The sequence below is a fragment of the Mesorhizobium sp. B2-3-10 genome, assembly GCF_006442275.1.
In the GTDB taxonomy this organism is placed as follows: Bacteria; Pseudomonadota; Alphaproteobacteria; order Rhizobiales; family Rhizobiaceae; genus Mesorhizobium; species Mesorhizobium australicum.
This window is the reverse complement of record NZ_VFVT01000009.1, coordinates 181,384-200,602: the sequence shown is the minus strand read 5'-3', so window position 1 is coordinate 200,602 and position 19,219 is coordinate 181,384. Positions and strand designations below refer to the sequence as shown.

Annotated in this window: 15 protein-coding genes; 6 read left to right on the top strand and 9 right to left on the bottom strand. The window is 63.3% G+C overall.

Annotation, left to right across the window (positions count from 1 at the left end):
* Position 1: 1 nt before the first annotated feature.
* Positions 2–1,297 carry a lipopolysaccharide biosynthesis protein gene (locus FJ943_RS24920; protein WP_140725820.1) on the bottom strand — a complete coding sequence of 432 codons (1,296 nt, stop codon included), beginning with the start codon at positions 1,295–1,297 and terminating at the stop codon, positions 2–4.
* A gap of 200 nt (positions 1,298–1,497) precedes the next feature.
* On the opposite strand from FJ943_RS24920, the gene FJ943_RS24915 reads away from it, so the two are divergent.
* The 4 genes from FJ943_RS24915 to FJ943_RS24900 all read left to right on the top strand — a co-directional run bounded on the left by FJ943_RS24915 (position 1,498) and on the right by FJ943_RS24900 (position 7,970).
* Positions 1,498–4,086, top strand: coding sequence for a GumC family protein (locus FJ943_RS24915; protein WP_140725817.1), 2,589 nt, complete (start codon positions 1,498–1,500; stop codon positions 4,084–4,086).
* A gap of 179 nt (positions 4,087–4,265) precedes the next feature.
* Positions 4,266–5,165: a bifunctional methylenetetrahydrofolate dehydrogenase/methenyltetrahydrofolate cyclohydrolase FolD gene (gene folD, locus FJ943_RS24910; protein WP_140725814.1), complete on the top strand. Its 900-nt coding sequence runs from the start codon at positions 4,266–4,268 to the stop codon at positions 5,163–5,165.
* Positions 5,166–5,193: 28 nt separating this feature from the next.
* A complete protein-coding gene (locus tag FJ943_RS24905) occupies positions 5,194–6,192 on the top strand; it encodes a GlxA family transcriptional regulator (protein ID WP_032922464.1) in 999 nt (332 codons plus the stop codon).
* 113 nt (positions 6,193–6,305) lie between these two features.
* A complete protein-coding gene (locus FJ943_RS24900; protein ID WP_140725811.1) occupies positions 6,306–7,970 on the top strand; it encodes a VWA domain-containing protein in 1,665 nt (554 codons plus the stop codon).
* A gap of 66 nt (positions 7,971–8,036) precedes the next feature.
* Here the strand turns inward: FJ943_RS24900 and edd are convergent, their stop codons facing one another.
* The 3 genes from edd to zwf all read right to left on the bottom strand — a co-directional run bounded on the left by edd (position 8,037) and on the right by zwf (position 12,104).
* Complete coding sequence (gene edd, locus FJ943_RS24895) at positions 8,037–9,860, bottom strand: phosphogluconate dehydratase (protein ID WP_140725808.1); 1,824 nt, start codon at positions 9,858–9,860, stop codon at positions 8,037–8,039.
* 73 nt (positions 9,861–9,933) lie between these two features.
* Positions 9,934–10,650: a 6-phosphogluconolactonase gene (gene pgl, locus FJ943_RS24890; protein ID WP_140725805.1), complete on the bottom strand. Its 717-nt coding sequence runs from the start codon at positions 10,648–10,650 to the stop codon at positions 9,934–9,936.
* Positions 10,632–12,104, bottom strand: coding sequence for a glucose-6-phosphate dehydrogenase (gene zwf, locus FJ943_RS24885; RefSeq protein WP_015316300.1), 1,473 nt, complete (start codon positions 12,102–12,104; stop codon positions 10,632–10,634). The genes pgl and zwf overlap by 19 nt, the downstream gene beginning before the upstream one ends.
* A 321-nt stretch (positions 12,105–12,425) precedes the next feature.
* Here zwf and FJ943_RS24880 point away from each other — a divergent pair, with 321 nt between their 5' ends.
* A complete protein-coding gene (locus FJ943_RS24880; protein ID WP_140725939.1) occupies positions 12,426–13,172 on the top strand; it encodes an SDR family oxidoreductase in 747 nt (248 codons plus the stop codon).
* A gap of 19 nt (positions 13,173–13,191) precedes the next feature.
* On the opposite strand, the gene FJ943_RS24875 is transcribed toward FJ943_RS24880, so the two are convergent.
* The 3 genes from FJ943_RS24875 to FJ943_RS24865 form a co-directional block, all read right to left on the bottom strand.
* Positions 13,192–14,073 carry an SH3 domain-containing protein gene (locus FJ943_RS24875; protein WP_181174626.1) on the bottom strand — a complete coding sequence of 294 codons (882 nt, stop codon included), beginning with the start codon at positions 14,071–14,073 and terminating at the stop codon, positions 13,192–13,194.
* Positions 14,074–14,446: 373 nt separating this feature from the next.
* Positions 14,447–15,733 (bottom strand): FAD-binding oxidoreductase, encoded by a 1,287-nt coding sequence (locus tag FJ943_RS24870; protein ID WP_140725937.1) that lies wholly within the window; start codon positions 15,731–15,733, stop codon positions 14,447–14,449.
* A 132-nt stretch (positions 15,734–15,865) separates the two neighbouring features.
* Positions 15,866–17,302, bottom strand: a complete 1,437-nt coding sequence (locus tag FJ943_RS24865) for a glutamine synthetase family protein (RefSeq protein WP_015316305.1) — start codon at positions 17,300–17,302, stop codon at positions 15,866–15,868.
* A gap of 148 nt (positions 17,303–17,450) precedes the next feature.
* Here FJ943_RS24865 and FJ943_RS24860 point away from each other — a divergent pair, with 148 nt between their 5' ends.
* Complete coding sequence (locus tag FJ943_RS24860) at positions 17,451–18,167, top strand: HAD family hydrolase (RefSeq protein ID WP_140725800.1); 717 nt, start codon at positions 17,451–17,453, stop codon at positions 18,165–18,167.
* A gap of 70 nt (positions 18,168–18,237) precedes the next feature.
* Here the strand turns inward: FJ943_RS24860 and FJ943_RS24855 are convergent, their stop codons facing one another.
* Both FJ943_RS24855 and FJ943_RS24850 read right to left on the bottom strand, forming a co-directional pair.
* The gene (locus FJ943_RS24855) at positions 18,238–18,651 is read right to left on the bottom strand and encodes a response regulator (protein ID WP_167331149.1); all 414 of its coding nucleotides are present in this window, start codon (positions 18,649–18,651) and stop codon (positions 18,238–18,240) included.
* A 269-nt stretch (positions 18,652–18,920) separates the two neighbouring features.
* On the bottom strand, positions 18,921–19,163 hold the full coding sequence (locus FJ943_RS24850) for a hypothetical protein (protein ID WP_006202762.1): 243 nt from the start codon (positions 19,161–19,163) through the stop codon (positions 18,921–18,923).
* Between the last annotated feature and the right edge of the window lie 56 nt (positions 19,164–19,219).

Here is a 19,219-nt window from a genome sequence, read left to right as displayed (position 1 = left end):
CCTAGATTGCCTTGGCCGGTCTGCGCAGCGCCGAATAGGTCAGCAGCATGGACGCGAGGTAGAGCAGCAGGAAGACGATGTTGAGCGACAGCACCAGATCAGATGTTTCGGAAATGGTGGTCAGCACATAGATCAGCAGCAGCGCCTTGAGGGCGGCGAGCAGGCCGAGATTGAGCGCTCGCACCAGCGTCTGGCCGCGCGCGAAAAGAAGCTCGGCCTGGTATTCGACCAGATTGCGCAGTCCAGGCACACAGATCGCCAGCGCCACCAGGGGTGAGGCCTCGGAAACATTCCTGCCGAGCGCGTTGGGAAAGAAATGCAGCACGATGCCAAGCGCTGCCAGCGCCAGCGTTGAAACGAGGAACACGCCGCCCTCGATGCCGCTCTTTATCGCAAGGCGCGACAGCAGCTCCGGCGCGCGCATCATGCGCTGCACGAGCATCATGGAGAAGGTACGGATGGGGATCGCCGTCAGGTCGACGAGCCGCATGATGATGGCATAGATGCCGGCCAAATGCGGGCCGCCGATCGCCAGCACCAGCAGCTTGTCGAATTCCGATTGCAGGTAGAACAACACCTCGGCGCCGGCCACATAGATGGAATCGGCGAGCCGCCGCAGATAGAGTTCGATGCGCAGCCGCAGCCGCTGGCGTGGATAGAACCAGCCGAAAGCCAAAAGCAGCGAGGCGGCGTTGGCCCCTATGTAGAACCACGACCACATCCAAATGCCATGCTGTGGCGAGACCATGAACAACACCGCGCCAAGCGCCCGCAGTGCGGTGGCCAGGATTGCCAGCACGGCTGCCCGACCGAATTTGCCCAGCCCGTTGTTGACGATCAGCGCCACTTCCACCGGCCGCCACAGCAGCGCCTCGGCAAAAACGATCGCCGTGAATACCGACAGCGGCACGGTGCCGGCAAAGAAGATCAGGTAGACGCCGAACGAGGCCACGGCCAAAAGCGGCAGCGAGACGGCGCCGAGCAGCAGGAAACCCGCTGTGAACGTGCCGATCAGGTTGGGGCGGATGGTGGCGGTGCGGTAGAGTGCCGAAATGAAACCGAAGGCGAGAAGCCTCGACAGCATGACGCCGGCCGCCGAGGCGGTGGCGAACATGCCGAACTCTGCGATCGACAGCGTATTGGCGAGCGCGATGAAATAGGCAAGTGAAAACACCAGTCGCCCGCCGGCGCCGCTGATCGCCGAAAAATAGTCGCGCACCAGCCCCCGCCGTTCGGCCATCAAGGTGCCGATCCGCGCGAAGGTCCGCCTTTGCGGTATGTCGCTGGCCTCAGTCATACGTCGAGGAAAATGCATAGGCTGGAAAGTTTAACGCGCCGTTCTGAAGCTTTCAGCTGTGTTGAAAATCGTTGCAACCGTGGCGTGAATTCTTGCCGTCCTCTTTCGAAAATTAACCTTTTGTTTCCTATGCCTGTTTAGCGTGACTTAACGAATGGCCGACCGCCGCTGCCAAGCGGCCAAGAGTAAAGCTCCACGACATGGTCGACAGGGAAAACCGTGAAGACTGGAAGCGCGAGCGCTCCTTGCTGGCGCTTGGCGAAGCCGTGCGTGGCGAGGACGATGCTTCGCTGGTGTCGATAGGAGACCGCGCGGACCCCTCATGGCGCGAGGATGCCGCCACGCGCCATCGCCTGGCTCGTTCCCGTCGCGAGACGAAGGCGAGCCCGCCTCGGTCGGCAGCCGATAACGCCGAACGGTCTCGCCTGGACGAGGAGCAGCCGTTTGTATCCGAGGGCGCCTGGCGTTCGCGGGGGGAAACCGGCACCGGCGATTTGCCACCCGACATGCCGCAAGCAAGGCCCGCCCCGGAGGAACCTTCGGGCACGGGTGGCGCCCATGATGCAATCGGGTCCCGCGCTGCGGGCGGAGCCGACCCGTCCTCCAATGGCGGGGCGGACAGTCAGCAGTGGAAGCCGCTGATCGATCCGATGCTGGTCGTTCGCGGCGCTGCCAGGTCGAAGCTGCTGATCGTTGCGACCACGATACTGGGCGCTGGACTTGGCGTTGCCGTCGCCCTGTCGATGCCGAAGAAATACGAAGCCACGACCGAACTGATCATCGAGCCGGGCGACCTGAAGCTCTCCGACCGCGATCTCACCCAACCGGTAGGCCAGCCCGATGCCGCGCTGGCCGTCGTCGAAACCCGGATCAAGATGCTCACCTCGGGCACCGTTCTCGATCAGGTCGTCAAGAATCTCAACCTCGTCAACGATCCGGAATTCAATGGCCAGGGCTCCGGCGGCCTCGGCGTCATGTCGCTCATCCGCTCGATCGTGTCACGCAACGATGGGCCGGGCGGCGTCGATGAGGTTCGCCGCCAGGCTCAGGCTGTCGGCAATCTGGCCAAGAGCCTGTCGGTCGAACGCAGCGGCAAGACTTTTGTCATTTCCGTCAGCGCCGTAACCCAGAACGGCGACAAATCGGCGCTCATTGCCAATACGACGAGAACCGTCTTCCAGCAGGAAGCCGCCAAATACCAGTCCGACATGGCCGGACGCGCGACGAACGAGTTGACGTCCAAGCTCGATGATCTGCGCAAGGGGGTCGAGGCGGCCGAGCGCAAGGTCGAGGATTTCAGGGCCACGCATGGCCTGGTCGACGCGCAAGGCCATCTGATCAGCGACGATCAAATGCTGAAGCTCAACGAGCAGCTCTCGGTCGCCCGCGCCCGCACGCTGGAACTCAATGCCCGGGCGGCGTCGACGCGTTCGCTGGACGTCAATTCCGTTCTGACCGGCACGTTGCCGGAAGAGATCAACTCCAACGCCATGAGCGATCTGCGCTCGCAATATGCAACGCTGAAGCAGGAGGCCGATCGTGCCGCGGTCCGGCTGGGACCGCGTCATCCAGAACTCCAGGCCCTCAACGCCCAGATCGCCGGCGCGCGCGAGCGCATCGCGGCTGAACTGCGCCGCATCGCCTCTTCGCTGCAGGTCGACTTGAAGCGCGCGGTTCAGCTCGAACAGGACCTCGCTTCCGGGCTGGCCCAGGCAAAGGTCCAAAGCGGCGACGTCAACAGCGACCTGGTTGCCCTGCGGGAGCTGGAGCGCGAGGCCACCGCCAAGCGTTCCGTCTACGAACAATATCTCCTGCGCGCCAAGGAGACTGGTGAACAGACGGGCATCAACACGACCAACATCAATGTGATCACTCCCGCCCAGGCTCCACTCGAGCCAAATGGACCCTCACGGGCCTTGGTGGCGCTGGCCGGCCTGCTGCTTGGCCTTGCTGCCGGTGTTGGCCTCGGCGCTCTGCGTGGCACCTATGACAGCCTGCGCGAGACGGCAAGCGCGCGCTCACGCCGCGAGCGCAAGGTGGACGAACGCAAGTTGGCTGACCAGAGAGCGCCTCGCGAGGAGCAGGCATTCCGGGCGGAGCCTCCGCCAGAGCCACCGATGCCGGCAGCGCCTGTGCCGCTGCCGCCCGCACCACCGCCGCCGGTCACGCGGACCGAGGCCGCTCCCGCCGAAAGCTCCGGGAGGATTGGCGCACTCATGTCGAGACTGCGCAAGGCCATGTCCCGCAAGCCGTCCGCCGAAGCCGACGACGACATCTCCAGCGGGTTCGGCCTACCCGCCTTCGCCGACAACGGACGGCCTGTCAACGCTCCGCTATTTCCTGGCCATCCGGAGTCCGGTTTCGGGCCTCGGCAGGCGGCCGGCCTGGATTATTCGCAGTCACCCTTCCAGCCGGGCCCCGATGCGGGGTATGGGCAGCGGATGACCTTGCCTTCGCGCTCGCCCCTGATGCCGCAACAGGCAACGTACCCGGCTCCCCCGTTTCCGTCCTCTCCCTATGCACAGCCGTTGGGCTACCCCCAGGCGCAGCCCTGGTCGCAAGCGGGCCATCCCTCCAGGCAAAGCTCAGCGGGACCTTATGCGGCGCAGATGCCGTATCCGCCGCCGCCCGCTCCGGCGCAGCCACCGGCCGCCGCGCCCGCGAGGCCGACCCCGGTCGAGGAGGGTGGCGAACAAGCATCGGTCGAAGAGATTCGCGCCAGCCTGCGTGAATTCCGCGAAGCGGTCCGCGAACTCACGGAAAACCGCACCCGCCGCCGCTACTTCTGAACCATCAGATAGGCTGCGGAGGCCGAACAAAACCGTGCCGGTTTCGCGTAAACGGCATGGGAAGGCGCTTTGACGGGATTGCGAGCTTGTATTTTCGTGACAATGCCGCGCTGCAGATTGCCTGCGCCGCGGCATTATGTTCTCGAAGCGGCGTTGGGCGGAACGATGTTGAGGGTGGCATGGCCGAAGTGATTGACGGAAAAAGCGTTGCCGAAGACGTGGTGCGGACGGTCAAGGCGCTGACCGCCGAGCTGGTCGCCAAGGGCCAGGCCAAGCCAGGCCTGGCCGTCGTCATCGTCGGCGAGGATCCGGCGAGCCAGGTCTATGTCGCCTCCAAATCCCGTACCGCCAAGGAATGCGGCTTTCATTCGCTTCAGCACACGCTGCCGGCGGAAACGTCCCAAGAGGCGCTGCTCAAGCTCATCGCCGAACTCAACGCCGATCCTGAAATCAACGGCATCCTGGTCCAGCTTCCGCTGCCCGCCCATGTCGATGCCGGCAAGATCATCCAGGCGATCGCGGCGCACAAGGACGTCGACGGCTTCCATTTCATCAATGTCGGCAAGCTCGGCACTGGTGAACTCGACACGGCCTTCGTTCCCTGCACGCCCGCCGGCTCGATGCTTTTGATCGAGCGCGTGCGCGGCAAGGATCTGTCCGGCCTCAACGCCGTTGTCGTCGGCCGCTCCAACATCGTCGGCAAGCCGATGGCCAATCTGCTGCTTGCCGCCAACTGCACCGTCACCATCGCGCATAGCCGCACCAAGGACCTGCCGGCGCTTGCCCGCACGGCCGACATCCTGGTCGCCGCTGTCGGCAGGCCGGAAATGATCAGGGGTGACTGGGTCAAGCCTGGCGCCACCGTCATCGATGTCGGCATCAACCGCATTCCGGCGCCCGAGAAAGGCGAGGGCAAGTCGCGTCTCGTCGGCGATGTCGCCTATGCCGAAGCGGCCAGGGCGGCCGGCGCGATCACTCCGGTGCCCGGCGGTGTCGGGCCGATGACCATTGCCATGTTGATGGCCAATACGTTAGCTTCGGCCTACCTTGCGGCCGGATTGAAGCGGCCTTCCTTCTGAGCCCGGGTTGACCCTGAAAGCCGCAGCTTTGCCGAACCCCACTATTTCCCCGGAACGGCCGGTCACGAATGATCCCGTTCAAGGCGGCCGGCAGTTCGCTTTCCTGCTGGTCGACAAGTTTTCCATGTTCTCGCTGGCCGCCGCGATCGATACGTTCCGGTCGGCGAACCGCCTGCTCGGCCGCGATTTCTACGGCTGGACCACTGTATCGGCCGATGGTGACCCGGTGATGGCTTCCAACGGCCTGCCGCTCAAGATCGACTACGCCGTCGCCGACCTGCCGCCGGTCGATATTCTCTTCGTCTCGGTCGGCTTGACGACAGAATTTCCGGGCAAGAGCAAGGTTCTGGCCGCCTTGCGCAGCTGGGGCCGGCGCGGCAACGCGCTTGGTGCCTTGTCGGTCGGATCCTACCTGCTGGCCGAGGCCGGCCAGCTCGAAGGCTATCGCTGCACCATTCATTGGGAAAACCGCGCCGGCTTCGTCGAGCGCTTTCCCGACATCAACTGCACGGGCAACGTCTTCGAGATCGACCGCAAACGCTACACCTGCGCCGGCGGCACCACCTCGATCGATCTGATGCTGGAGATCGTGCGTGGCGATTTCGGCTCCAACCTCGCCAATGGCGTCGCCAACCAGTTCCAGCACGAGCGCATCCGCTCCGCTGGAGACCGCCAGCGCGTCGGGCCGGAACGTGACCTCACCGGTAAGTCGGAGAAGTTGCGACGCATCGTCGAACTGATGGCCGACCATCTCGACGAGCCGCTGTCGGCGGTACAGCTCGCCAAGTCGGCGGGCCTCTCGGTGCGCCAGGTGGAGCGGCTGTTCCTGCGCCATCTCAACGTCACGCCCGGACGCTACTATATGCGGCTGCGGCTGGAGCGGGCGCGCGAATTGCTGCGCCAGACCAACATGCCGATCCTCGACGTGGCGATCGCGACCGGCTTCACCTCGCATTCCTATTTTGCCCAGAGCTATCGGCTGCAGTTTGGCCGCCCGCCCTCGGAAGAGCGCCGCACGACATACTGAATTGGGTACGCACGGGCCCTATGCGAGCTATCGTTGATAGCGGTGGCTTGTGTCCCTGCACGCGCTCAAATAGCTTCGGCCAGCGGACGGGGTGGCTAACTCAGGAGATTTCGATGGCGATACTTGCGCGGAGCGTCGCTGCGGCGATCCTCCTTTTGTCGACGACGACATTCGGCTTTGCCGCCAACAAGGTCATCATCATCCTCGACGCGTCGGGATCGATGTGGGCGCAGATCGACGGAAAGCCCAAGCTGGAAATCGCCCGCGAATCGCTGAGGACCGTGCTTCAATCGGTTCCCGCCGACGACGAGATCGGCTTCATGGCCTATGGCCATCGCGAAAAAGGCAGCTGCGACGACATCCAACTGATCGTGCCGCCCCAGGCGGGCTCGGCAAGCGCCATCTCGGCAGCCGCCGACAGCATGAAGTTCCTCGGCAAGACGCCGCTGACGGCAGCCGTCAAGCAGGCGGCCGAAGCGCTGAAATACACCGAGGACAAGGCAACTGTCGTTCTTATCACCGATGGGCTCGAAACGTGCGGCGGCGACCCTTGTGCGCTGGGCAAGGAACTCGAAGCCTCCGGCGTCGATTTCACCGCCGACGTCGTCGGCTTCGGCCTGACCGCCGACGAAGGCAAGCAGATTGCCTGCCTCGCGGACAACACCGGCGGCAAATACATCCAGGCTTCAGACGAGAAGGCGCTGCAGGAAGCGCTGGTCGAGACCGTCGCGGCGCCGGCACCGGCGCCCGAGCCAGCACCGGCCCTCGCTCCGGCACCAGCGCCCGAGCCGGCGAAGCCCGAGTTCAATTTCATGCCGACCGTGGTGCTGACCGAGGGCGGCGATCCTGTCACCGACGGCAATGCCTGGGAAGTCTACAAGGCCAAATCGGACGGCACGCGCGGCGACAACGTCACCACCGAATACGGCGACTACAAAGCCAATCTGGAACCGGGCGACTACATCGTCGTCGCGCGCGACGGCGAGGCCAAGACGGAGCAGAAGATCAAGATCGAGGCGGGCCAGGTCTACAAGCCGCTGTTCACCTTGAATGCCGGCACGCTCATCCTGCATCCGCGCCCGAGCCAAGGTGCCGATGTGGCCAGCGGGGCGGCTGTCGTGATCGCCTATCCGGGCGTCGACAACCCTCCGACCTATTATGGAGACACGAAAGTCGTGTTGCCGGCCGGCGACGAGAAAGTGACCGTCACGATCGGGCAGGGCGTGGTCACCGAAACGATCCCGCTCGCCGCGGGCAGGGTGATCGACAAGGACATCATCGTCGGCGTCGGCCATGTCGTTGCCAACGCATACTATGTGGCCGGCGGCGACAAGGCTGACGGTTCAGGCATCGGCTTCAAGGTGCTCAAGGCCAAGAAGAAGATCGATGGCACCCGCGACGAGGTCACCTATGCCTATGGCCCCGACAGCAAGTTCGATCTGCCGCCCGATGACTATGTGCTGATCGCGACGGTCGATCTCGCCGTCGTGGAACAGCCTTTCAGCGTCAAGGTCGGCGAGTTCCAGGACCTCAAGGTCGCCATGAATGCCGGCGTGCTGGCAATCACGGCGCCTGGCACCTCCAAGATCGAGATCTTCGAGACGAAGAAGGACATCAATGGCAATCGCAAGTCGATCGGCTATGCCTATGACGAGAAGTATCAGGCCGCGATAGCGGCCGGCGATTACGCCGTGGTTTCGGAGAAGTCGGACAACAGCAAGAAGGAAGGCGCCGTGACCGTGAAGGCCGGAGAGCGGGTTGAACTGACGGTGCAATGAGGATTGCGATTTCGACCGCAAAAAGGGCGGCCACGTGCCGCCCTTTTTCATGCCGGACAGAATGCGTCAGGCAGTGCCGAACGCGCTGGCGCCGTGATCGGCGCGGCCCACCAATTGGCGGAAGCCGGCGAACAACTCGCGTCCGAAGCCGAATTCATTGCCGATGAGATCGACTTCGGCCGTGCGGCGCAAGGCGAATTCGGTGCCTGGCACCAGCACTTCCAGCGTGCCGGCATCGGCGTCGAGGCGGATGATGTCGCCGTCATGGATCCGCGCGATCGGCCCGTCCTCGACCGCTTCCGGCGTCACATGGATTGCCGCCGGCACCTTGCCGGAGGCGCCCGACATGCGCCCGTCGGTGACCAGCGCGACGCGCTGGCCGCGATCCTGCAGGATGCCGAGCACGGTGGTCAGCTTGTGCAGTTCCGGCATGCCGTTGGCCTTCGGACCCTGGAAGCGGATGACGGCGATGAAGTCGCCGGTGAGTGTGCCCGCCTTGAAGGCGTCGTTCAGGCCCTGCTGGCTGTCGAACACCTTGGCCGGCGCCTCGATGACACGCCGCTCCGGTTTGACGGCCGATGTCTTGATGACGGCGTGACCGAGATTGCCCGCCAGCACCTTCAGGCCGCCCGTCGCCTGGAAAGCCTTGTTGAACGGCGCCAGCACCTTTTCGTCGCCGCTTGCGCGCGGCGAAGCCTCGCGCAGCACAGCGCCGTCGGCGCCGAGCTTTGCCTCGACCGCATAGGGCCGCAGGCCTTCGCCCCACACCGTCTGCACATCGTCGTGCAGGACGCCTTCGTCGAGCAGTTCGCGGATCAGGAAGCCGAGGCCGCCGGCTGCATGGAAATGATTCACGTCGGCAAGTCCGTTCGGATAGACCCGTGCCAACAGAGGCACCGCTTCCGAGAGGTCGGAAATATCCTGCCAGGTCAGCGCGATGCCGGCGGCGGCGGCCATGGCGATCAGGTGGATGGTGTGGTTGGTGGAGCCGCCGGTGGCATGCAGGCCGACGACGCCATTGACGAACGAACGTTCGTCGATCATCCGTCCGACCGGCGTATAGGCGTTGCCGAGCGCGGTGATCGCCAGCGCCCGTTTCGTCGCTTCGCGGGTCAAGGCGTCGCGCAGCGGCGTGCCGGGGTTGACGAAGGACGCGCCCGGTGTGTGCAGGCCCATGATCTCCATCAGCATCTGGTTGGAGTTCGCCGTCCCGTAGAAGGTGCAGGTGCCCGGGCCGTGATACGACTTGGACTCGGCTTCCAGGAGTTCGGCGCGTCCTGCCTTGCCCTCGGCATAGAGCTGGCGGACCTTGGCCTTTTCATCGTTGGGCAGGCCTGTCGTCATCGGGCCGGCAGGAATGAACACCGCCGGCAGATGGCCGAAGGTCAATGCGGCGATCACCAGACCCGGGACGATCTTGTCGCAGACGCCGAGATAGACGGCGGCGTCGAACATGTTGTGCGACAGGCCGATCGCGGCTGCCATGGCGATCACGTCGCGCGAAAACAGCGACAGCTCCATGCCGGGCTGGCCTTGGGTCACGCCATCGCACATCGCCGGCACGCCGCCCGCGACCTGGGCGATGCCGCCCGCCTCGCGCGCGGCCTCCTTGATCAGGGCAGGGAAGGTCTCGAAGGGCTGATGCGCCGACAGCATGTCGTTGTAAGAGGTGATGATGCCGAGATTGGGCACCTTGTCGGCGCCAAGCGCCAGCTTTTCCGAGGGGCTGCAGACCGCGAAGCCATGGGCAAGGTTGCCGCAGGACAGCACCGACCGGTTGGCGGTCTGGTTCGACGCTTCGGCGATACGGCTGAGGTAGCGCTCCCGGCCCGGTTTGGAGCGCTGGCGTATCCGTTCGGTGATGGCTTCGATGTCGCGTCTTGCGGTCATGGGATCAGGTCCTTTCAGGCGAGGTCCCGGAAACATCCTCCCGCCGTTGCCGGGACCACTTGTAAACTTGAAATCAGGGCGCCCAGAAAACCTCCACGGGCTTGGGCGATGCGTCGAGCACGGCACGGATCGGCTTTCGCGGCCCGGACGCGGCCGCGCCGTCGAAGGCGGTGCGCTTGTCCTCGCCCTCGATGTGCAGCGCGATGAAACCGGCGTCGATGATCCGCGCCAGGGTCAGGGTCAGCCGAGGCTCACCCGCACTTGCGGCGTGAACCGGCAGGATGATCCTGTCCGAGGCGGGGTCGAGCAGCTTCGGCAGATCGTCGGCGTCGGGAAAGAAGGAGGCGGTATGGCCGTCAGGCCCCATGCCGAGGATCACGACATCGAGCGGCCAGGGCAGGGATCGCAGGGCCGCATCGTCGGATGCCGCGGCATCCTCGATGCCGACCGCCTCGTGGTAGAGCGGAACGAAGCGGGCCGCCTTGGCCGCGTTCTGCAGCAGGTTGGCGGCAACCAGCCCGGCATTGGATCGCGGCGAGGAGGCCGGCACGAAACGTTCGTCGACCAGCGTCACGATCACCTTGTCCCAGGCGATCGGCGCCGCGGAGAGCGCGGCAAAGAACTTTGCCGGTGTCGTGCCGCCCGAGACCGCCAGCAATGCCGTGCCGCGCCCGGTGATCGCCTTGGTCAGGGCATCGGCGACGCGGCCAGCCAGCGCCAAGGCCAGTTGCGGACGGTCGGGAAAAGCGTTCCAGTTGTAGCTGGCGCCGTTCAATTGCTCTCGTGCCATGTCCGCCCGTCACGTTCGATCAGTGCTATCGAGGCCGACGGCCCCCATGTGCCTGCCGTATAGCCCTGCGCTTCCTGCTTGGCGCCTTCCCAGGCATTCTGGATCGGGTCGATCCACTTCCAGGCGGCTTCCACCTCGTCGCGGCGCATGAACAGAGTCTGGTTGCCGCGAATGACATCCATGATCAGCCGTTCATAGGCGTCAGGCGCGCGGCCGTCGAAAGACTGCGCGAAACTCATGTCGAGCGAGATCTGGCGCAGCCGCATGCCGCCAGGGCCTGGGTCCTTGATCATGATGAACTGCTTGACGCCTTCGTCCGGCTGCAGCCGGATGACCAGCTGGTTGGCAAAGATCGGCCCCGCGCCGCTGTCGCCGAAAATCGAGTGCGGGATCGGCTTGAACTCGATGACGATTTCCGAAACCCGGGTCGCCAGCCGCTTTCCGGTCCTGAGGTAGAATGGAACGCCGGCCCAGCGCCAGGTGCCGATCTCGGCCTTGATGGCGACGAAGGTCTCGGTGTTGCTGTCCTTGCCGAGTTCCTCGACATAGCCTTTCACCGGTCCCCCGGCCGACGCACCGGCGCGGTACTGGCCGCGCACGGTGTGCTTCGGCGCCTCGTTGCCGTTGATGCGCTTCAGCGCCCGCAGCACCTTGAGCTTCTCGTCGCGCACCGCGTCGGCGTCCATCGACGAGGGCGCTTCCATGGCGACGAGGCAAAGCAGCTGCAGCATGTGGTTCTGCACCATGTCGCGCAGCGCACCGGCCTTGTCGTAGTAGGTGACGCGGTCTTCCAGGCCCACGGTCTCGGCGACGGTGATCTGCACGTGGTCGATGTGGGCGGAATTCCACAGCGGCTCGTACAGCGCATTGGCAAAGCGCAGCGCCATCAGGTTCTGCACCGTCTCCTTGCCGAGATAGTGGTCGATGCGGAAAATCTGGCTTTCGTGGAAGTCGTCGCCGACCAGGTCGTTGAGCGCCTGCGCTGAGGCAAGATCGCGGCCGATCGGCTTCTCCAGCACGATGCGCGAATTCGGCGTGATCAGATTGTGCTCTTTGAGCTTGTGCGAGATGTCGCCGAACAGCGCCGGCGCCACGGCCAGGTAAAAGGCGCGGATGTGATCACTTTCGCCGATCGCCTTTTTCAGCTTGTCGAAGCCGGCGCCGCTCGTTGCATCGGCCGGGACGTAGGAAAGCCGGGCGAGGAAGGTCTTCAACTCCTTGGCATCGATATCGGCCGGCTTGACATGGTCCGAAATCGCCTGCTTGGCGAAAGCCTGGAACTCCTCGTCGCTCATTTTCGAGCGCGACGTGCCGATGATGCGCGTCGGCTCGGAGAATTGATGGTCGCGCTGGCGATAGTAGAGCGACGGCAGCAGCTTGCGTTCCGACAGGTCGCCGGTACCACCGAAAATGATGAAGTCGAAAGGGTCGACGGGGATGATCTGGCTGGTCATGGTCTGTCCGCTTTGACGCCGGTCGCAAATACGCGGCTGATATATTCTAATCGATTTAAATTTTCCAGTGCCATGGTGTCACATCGAGGACCAACCGCTGGATTTTGCGTCGGTCCACGTGTGCGCTTGACACTGGCGCCGCCGGGAGGCTTGTCGGTGAACGAAGACTCCGGAAGCTTTCGCAGTTGCAGCATAGAACGTGAATGTGACGAAAGCTAAGGGAGAAATCGGCGCGCCATCCTTGCGGCATCGATCGCATCGGTCGCCAGCCCTTGTGCAAGCTGTGCAGTGATATCGAGGAAGTCCATGAGCGGGAAAAGCATGCGTCTGGAAAACAAGGTCGCCATCATCACCGGTGCGGCATCGGGCTTCGGCGAAGGCATGGCCAAGCGCTTCGCGGAAGAGGGCGCCAGGGTCGTTGTCGCCGATGTCAACGCCAAGGGTGCCAAACGCGTCGCCGATGAGATCGGCGAGGCGGCAATCTGGACGCAGACCGACGTTTCGTTGCGCTCCGAGTTCGACGAGATGGTCTATGCCGCCAAAAGCGCCTTCGGCCGTGTCGACATCATGGTCAACAATGCCGGGTTCACCCATCGCAATGGCGACATGCTCAAGGTCGACGAGGAAACCTTCGACCTGATCACATCAGTCAACATGAAGGCGATCTATCACGCCGCCCTTGCGGTGGTACCGATCATGGAGCGGCAAGGTGGTGGTGTCATCCTGACCACGGCCTCCACCGCGGGCCTGCGGCCGCGGCCCGGCCTCACCTGGTACAATGCCTCGAAGGGTTGGGCGATCACCGCCACCAAGTCGATGGCGGTGGAACTCGCGCCCAGGAACATCCGCGTCAACTGCCTTTGCCCGGTCGCCGGTGAAACCGGCATGCTTGAAAAATTCATGGGCGCCGACACGCCCGAGATCCGCGAGGCATTCCGCGCCTCGATCCCGCTCGGGCGGCTGTCGACCCCGCTCGATATCGCCAACGCGGCTTTATGGCTGGCCTCGGACGAGGCCGCTTTCATCACCGGGGTCGCGCTGGAGGTCGATGGCGGGCGCTGCATTTGAACGCGGCGATCGTCGGATATTACGTGCCGGGCTTGACGTAGCTCTTGTACACCCAGCCGTGCTTGCCGTTGTAGACGATCTCGCACCACTGCTTGCAGCCCATCAGTTGCACCGAGGTCCGGGCAGGGATCGTACCGATGGGGGTGGCCCCCTTCTTTGGAGCACTGCGCATGGTCACAGCTCTGAGAATACGGCCGTTGCCCGTCGCCGCCACCTTGCGCGGCTTCGCTTTGGCTGCGTTGTCCTCGCCTTGTGCATTCGCGGGTTTTTGGTCCGGTGCTTGCGGCTGCGTCTCCGGAATGGCGGCGGTCTGCGCGCCATCGGGATTGCTGCTATTGGCAGGCGGGCTCGGCGCGGCGACCTTGGCAAGCTCGTCGGTGGCATCGGTACCGGCAGACGATTGGGCGAATGCCGCCGCTGTTTTGTCTGGCGCCGGCTCGGGCTGCTTGACTACCTGGCTGGGAGCCGCCGTTTGATCGGGATCAGTTGCCGCGGCAGCCTTCGGCTGCGCCCCTGTCCAGCGGGGATCATTGGCGGCAAGCGCTGGTATGTCCACCGCCGCCGCTGCCTTGGTCGGTGACACCTGGCTGGACTTGCGCTCCGCCTGCGGCGTCACGGCCGCCGCCGTCACCGTCGTCCCCGAGGAGGGAACTTTCGTCGTCTTCACCGGAATGGTCGGAATGCTCTGCTCGGGGCTGGCGGCTGCTTGCCTCTCGCCGGTCGGCAACGCCAGCCAGAGCGCCACTGCGGCAACGCCAAGCAGTGCCGCGGTGCCTATTGCCGCGATAACCAGGTGCGAGTTCGAACGGACTCCCTGCCAGAATGACGGGCGCATGTCATAGCCGAACTGCATGGCGAAGCGCCGACGTTCCGGAGCACCGAAACTGAAGGGCTCTCTCACTCTTGCCACCTCCATAAGCGGGCCGGTGTTCTTTCGATCAAATATCGCAAGTCACGCGTTCGATCAGCATCGGTCCCAAACGCGGGCGGGCCCGCAACAATCCCCGAACAATCGCCCAGATGCGGACCTTTCGCCCGCGATTGTGGCGTCAGTACGCCCTTACCAAGGATTCTGCGCTTTTGCCCGCAATTCCGCAATGTGTCGCCCGGGCAACAAATATTACATGGATATTACAATATTACATGAGTTCGTGATCGCAGGGATAGCGGCGATCCGATCGCAGCCTAAGCACGTCGTGTCGAAAAAGGCTCCACAACGCACTTGGATCTTGTTGTGCATGTCGTTCCTCCCAAAGGTCACTTCGCGCGACGCATTAGATCCTGTCCCGCAGCGCAAACCAGTTGAGCGCAAGGAAAAGCAGCGGCGCCCGGAACCGGCGGCCGCCAGGAAATGGCGGGATTTTCAGCTCCTCGATCAGCTTCAGCCGGTCGCGGTTGCCGGTGATGGTTTCGGCATAGAGTTTGCCGAAGAAGTTCGACAGCATGACGCCGTGACCGGAATAGCCGCCGGCTGAGATCACATTCGGCATCACTTCGCGCACGAATGGCTTCCTCGGCACCGTGATGCCGACATAGCCGCCCCAGCCATGGGTGATCTCGACATCGCTGAGCGCCGGATAGAGCTCCGCGATCTGACGGCGAATGTGGATGTGGATATCTTTGGGATCGTTGACGCCATAGACCTCGCGTCCGCCGAACAGCAGCCGTCCATCCCTGGATTTGCGGAAATAGCGCACGACGAAGCGGGAATCGTCGACCGATTCGCCCCCCGGCAACACGTTCGAATCCAACCCCAGCGGCACGGTCGCGCCGATGAAGGATCCGATCGGCATGATGTGCGCGGCGCTCACCGGCTCGAGCGTGCCGCCATAGGCGTTGACCGCGATCAGGCATTTTTGCGCCGAGATCGTCCCTCTCGGCGTGGAGACCCTGATCTTGCCGCCTGCCGAGACGATGCCGGTCGATGGCGTTCCTTCGAACAAGTGGGCGCCAGCTTGTGCCGCCGCCCGCGCCGTGCCGATCACCAGCTTCATCGGATGGATATGGCCGGTGCCGATATCGCGCGTGCCGCCGAAATAAGCGCTCGAGCCCAGCCGATCCGCCGTCTCCTTCGCATCCATGAAGGAGATGTGCGGGTATGAGAAGCGGCCGGCCATGATTTCGGCATGCGCCTTGTAGTCGTCGACATAGCGCGGCTTGTGCGCGACCGAGAGCTGGCCTGGCATATAGTCGATATCGATCTGGTTGAGGGCGGCGAAGTCGAGCAGATGCGCTTTCGCCTCTTCGGCGAGATCGAACAGGGCCCTGGCGCGGGACAGACCGTATTCGGCCTCCAGGTCCTCGGCCCAGGCACGCTGCCCGGTGCCGAGCTGGCCGCCATTGCGCCCCGAAGCGCCATCGCCAAAACGATATGCTTCGATCAGGACAACGCTGGTACCGGCCTTGGCCAAATGTGTCGCTGCCGACAGGCCGGTAAACCCGCCGCCGATAATAACGACGTCGCAGGTCCGGTCACCGTCGAGCGTTGGATATTCGGGCCGCGGCCCAGCCGTGTCCTCATACCAGGACCGGCCGGGGGAAATGGGGGATTGGTAGTTCATGATGAGCGAAGACTCGAGGGAGTTCGGGTAGTGAGTAGTGAGTAGTGAGTAGTGAGTAGTGAGTAGTGAGTAGTGAGTAGTGAGTAGTGAGTAGTGAGTAGTCGCTACCAACTACTCACTACTCACTCACCATCACACATTCAGCAGCAGATATTCCCGCTCCCACGGACTGATCACTTCCATGAACGTTTCGAATTCCGCCCGCTTGATCGCCGCATAGGTGGCGGCGAAGGACTTGCCCAGCAGTGCGCAGAGTTCCTCGTCGCCTTCGAACAGGTCGACGGCTTCGAGCAGGCTGCGCGGCAGGTCGATCTCGTGCGCGTTGGCGGTGGTCAGCACGGGAGGCTCGGCCTTGATCTTCCTGGTGATGCCGATCAGCCCGCAGGCAAGCGAAGCCGCCAGCGCCAGATAGGGATTGGCATCGGAGGACGGGATGCGGTTTTCAACGCGCCGCGCCGCTGGATCGGAACGCGGCACGCGGAACGCCGTGGTGCGGTTGTCGTAGCCCCATTTGTTGTTGACCGGGGCAGAGGCCGCCTGCGTCAGCCGCCGGTAGGAATTGACGTAGGGCGCGAACATAACCAGCGCATTCGGCACGTGCTTCTGCATGCCGCCGATGAAATGGAAGAAATCCTCGGTCTCCGAACCATCCTCGGCCGAAAAGATGTTCCTGCCCGTCTTCTTGTCGACGATCGACTGATGGATATGCATGGCGGAGCCCGGCTGGCCCTGAATCGGCTTGGCCATGAAGGTCGCGTAGATCTCATGCTTGAGCGCGGCTTCACGAATGGTGCGCTTGAACATGAACACCTGGTCGGCGAGCTCGATCGGGTCGCCGTGGCGCAGATTGATCTCGAGCTGGCCGGCGCCCTCTTCGTGGATGAGCGTGTCGATCTCCAGGCCCTGGCTTTCGGAGAAATGGTAGATGTCGTCGATCAGTTCGTCGAACTCGTTGACGCCGGCGATCGAATAGCCGGCGCCGCCGCCGATCGCGCGCCCCGAGCGGCCGACAGGCGGGGTCAGGGGATAGTCCGGGTCCGGATTCTTGCGCACGAGGTAGAACTCGATTTCGGGTGCCACGACCGGCTTCAGCCCAAGCTTGTCATAGGCCGCCAGCACGCGCTTCAGCACATTGCGCGGCGTGAACTCGACCGAGCGGCCGTCCTGGTGGACGAGGTCGCAGATGACGGCGGCCGTCGGGTCTTCTTCCCAGGGAACCACGGTCAATGTCGACAGGTCCGGCATCAGCTTGAGGTCGCCGTCGTCTTCCGGATAGTGAAAGCCGTTACCGTCCTCCGGATAGCCGCCAGAAATCGTCGTCATGAAGACCGCCGAAGGCAGCGCCAGTGAGGTGTTGGAAGTGAATTTCTTCGACGGCATCATCTTGCCGCGCGCCACGCCGGCCTGATCAGGCGTGATGCATTCGATATCCTCGATGCCGCGCCATTCCAGCCAATCGCTGACTTCCTTCCAGTTCTTCACACCCCGCAGGTTTTTCACGAAGGCAGGCGTGCGCGCCCGTCCTCCGCGGCTCGACGGACGGACTTCCTTTTTTGCAGGCGGCATCATTCACCAGATTGGGTTGCGGATTTTCAAGTATAGCCGTGCCGTGCGACCGAAGGGAAGGGGAGCCGCCGCGGGCATTTGCCGTTGCGGGTTGAAAACCGGTTGCCGGTCGGCATAGGTTTGGCGTCTTCCCGCACTCGAGAAGCCGGCGATGAGATCCAGCAACGAACTGACCACGATCGGCTTCGACGCCGACGACACGCTTTGGCAGAACGAACGGTTCTTCCGCATGACGGAAAAGCGCTTTGCCGCCATGCTGGCCGATCATGGCGAGGGCGAGCAGATCTCGGCTCGACTGTTGGAAGCCGAGAGGCGCAATCTCGCGATCTACGGTTTCGGCATCAAGGGATTTACGCTCTCGATGATCGAGACGGCGATAGAGGTCACCGACGGGCGCGTGCCGGCTTCCGTCATATCGGAGATTCTCGACGCCGGCCGCGAGATGCTGGGCCATCCGATCGAGCCCTTGCCGCATGCACGCGAGACGGTCGAGAAGCTCGCCGGCACCTTCCGCCTCGTGCTGATCACCAAGGGCGATCTGTTCGATCAGGAGCGCAAGCTGGCTGGCTCCGGGCTGGGCGAGTTGTTCTACGCCGTCGAGATCGTCAGCGACAAGACCGCCGCGACCTATGCGCGCCTTTTCAACCGCCATGGCGATGGCCCGGCAAGGAGCATGATGGTCGGCAATTCGCTGAAGTCGGACGTGGTGCCCGCCATCGAGGCCGGCGGCTGGGGTGTCTATGTGCCGCACGAATTGACCTGGGTGCTCGAACATGTGGAGGCGCCGGTCGCCGAGCCGCGTTTCCGCCAGATATCGGATCTCAGCCAATTGCCCGCGCTTGTCGAAAGCATCAGGAACAGAGTTTGATCGTAGACCTCCGACTGCTTTTTTCGCGCAATTCTGGATGGAAAAACGGTTTTCGCCTTTTGGAATCGTTTTAGCGGCCGGTCAGGCGATCGATGACCGGTTGCAGCCGTTCGGGCGTGATCGGCTTGGCCACCACCGCGTCGACAACATGCGCCAGGCCCAGGCTCTCGGGCGTGCCATTCTTGGTTGAAAGCAGGATCACGGGAGGAAGTGCCTTGCCCGCGGCTCGCCGCAACGTGTCGATACTGGACATCAGCGTGTCGCAGTCTTTGTTGTCGGGGCCACCATCGAGGACAACCGCCCCGGGGATAAGCGAACGTAAGGTCTTCACCGCCATTTCAGGCGATTCCGAGATTGGTTTGAGCCCGGAACGCTCGACGATTTTAGACACCACGACGCGATTGATCGGCGACTTCCCGACAACAAGCACCCGCGAAGGATCTCGGATCGTCTCAATGTTTGAACCCCGGGTCACCCGATTCAGATGTTTTGTACTCTCCCCCTCGTCACTCACTAGGCACCCAAGTCGGCCAAGAATCTTGCCCCTATTTCAATGCAGAGTTGAATCTGCGGACAATTGGCGTGAGATCGCACCCTATGTCAAGTTGAAATAAAAGACTTCTGAAACCGTCTCCCACACAGTGGATTCAAGCAACAGTACTGTACTGCCCTGTCCATAGCTTGGTTGCGTGAAAATAAAATTCACCTACGCATACGCGGCGCGGGCAAATGGCCGGTTGTAGCGCTTCCGGGTCAGCCATGGCTTTGTTGTGTAACGATGACCGGGATCAGCAGGTCGCCCCAATTGCCGTCGCCGCCATGGTGCCTCGCGGAGCGCACGAGCTCCACCGAGACGCCCGCCTCGACCGCCTTCATCACCGATTGGTTGAGCCTGTGCAGGTCGTTGGCCAGCATGCGGATTGTCGCCTGCTGGTCGACGCTCATCGTGGTCGATTGCTCTTCGGCCCGTTCCTTGACGCGGCTTATCGATGCCATTGGTCTTCTCCTGTGTCTGAGGCCCTGTTGGGCGTTTCCTCTGTATTTCCTGGTCG

What these genes read in the sequence shown, in the direction of transcription:
- FJ943_RS24920 (WP_140725820.1), bottom strand. Translation starts at nt 1,297, where the DNA reads ATGACTGAGGCCAGCGACATACCGCAAAGGCGGACCTTCGCGCGGATC.
- FJ943_RS24915 (WP_140725817.1), top strand. Translation starts at nt 1,498, where the DNA reads ATGGTCGACAGGGAAAACCGTGAAGACTGGAAGCGCGAGCGCTCCTTG.
- folD (WP_140725814.1), top strand. Translation starts at nt 4,266, where the DNA reads ATGGCCGAAGTGATTGACGGAAAAAGCGTTGCCGAAGACGTGGTGCGG.
- FJ943_RS24900 (WP_140725811.1), top strand. Translation starts at nt 6,306, where the DNA reads ATGGCGATACTTGCGCGGAGCGTCGCTGCGGCGATCCTCCTTTTGTCG.
- edd (WP_140725808.1), bottom strand. Translation starts at nt 9,860, where the DNA reads ATGACCGCAAGACGCGACATCGAAGCCATCACCGAACGGATACGCCAG.
- pgl (WP_140725805.1), bottom strand. Translation starts at nt 10,650, where the DNA reads ATGGCACGAGAGCAATTGAACGGCGCCAGCTACAACTGGAACGCTTTT.
- zwf (WP_015316300.1), bottom strand. Translation starts at nt 12,104, where the DNA reads ATGACCAGCCAGATCATCCCCGTCGACCCTTTCGACTTCATCATTTTC.
- FJ943_RS24880 (WP_140725939.1), top strand. Translation starts at nt 12,426, where the DNA reads ATGCGTCTGGAAAACAAGGTCGCCATCATCACCGGTGCGGCATCGGGC.
- FJ943_RS24870 (WP_140725937.1), bottom strand. Translation starts at nt 15,733, where the DNA reads ATGAACTACCAATCCCCCATTTCCCCCGGCCGGTCCTGGTATGAGGAC.
- FJ943_RS24865 (WP_015316305.1), bottom strand. Translation starts at nt 17,302, where the DNA reads ATGATGCCGCCTGCAAAAAAGGAAGTCCGTCCGTCGAGCCGCGGAGGA.
- FJ943_RS24860 (WP_140725800.1), top strand. Translation starts at nt 17,451, where the DNA reads ATGAGATCCAGCAACGAACTGACCACGATCGGCTTCGACGCCGACGAC.
- FJ943_RS24850 (WP_006202762.1), bottom strand. Translation starts at nt 19,163, where the DNA reads ATGGCATCGATAAGCCGCGTCAAGGAACGGGCCGAAGAGCAATCGACC.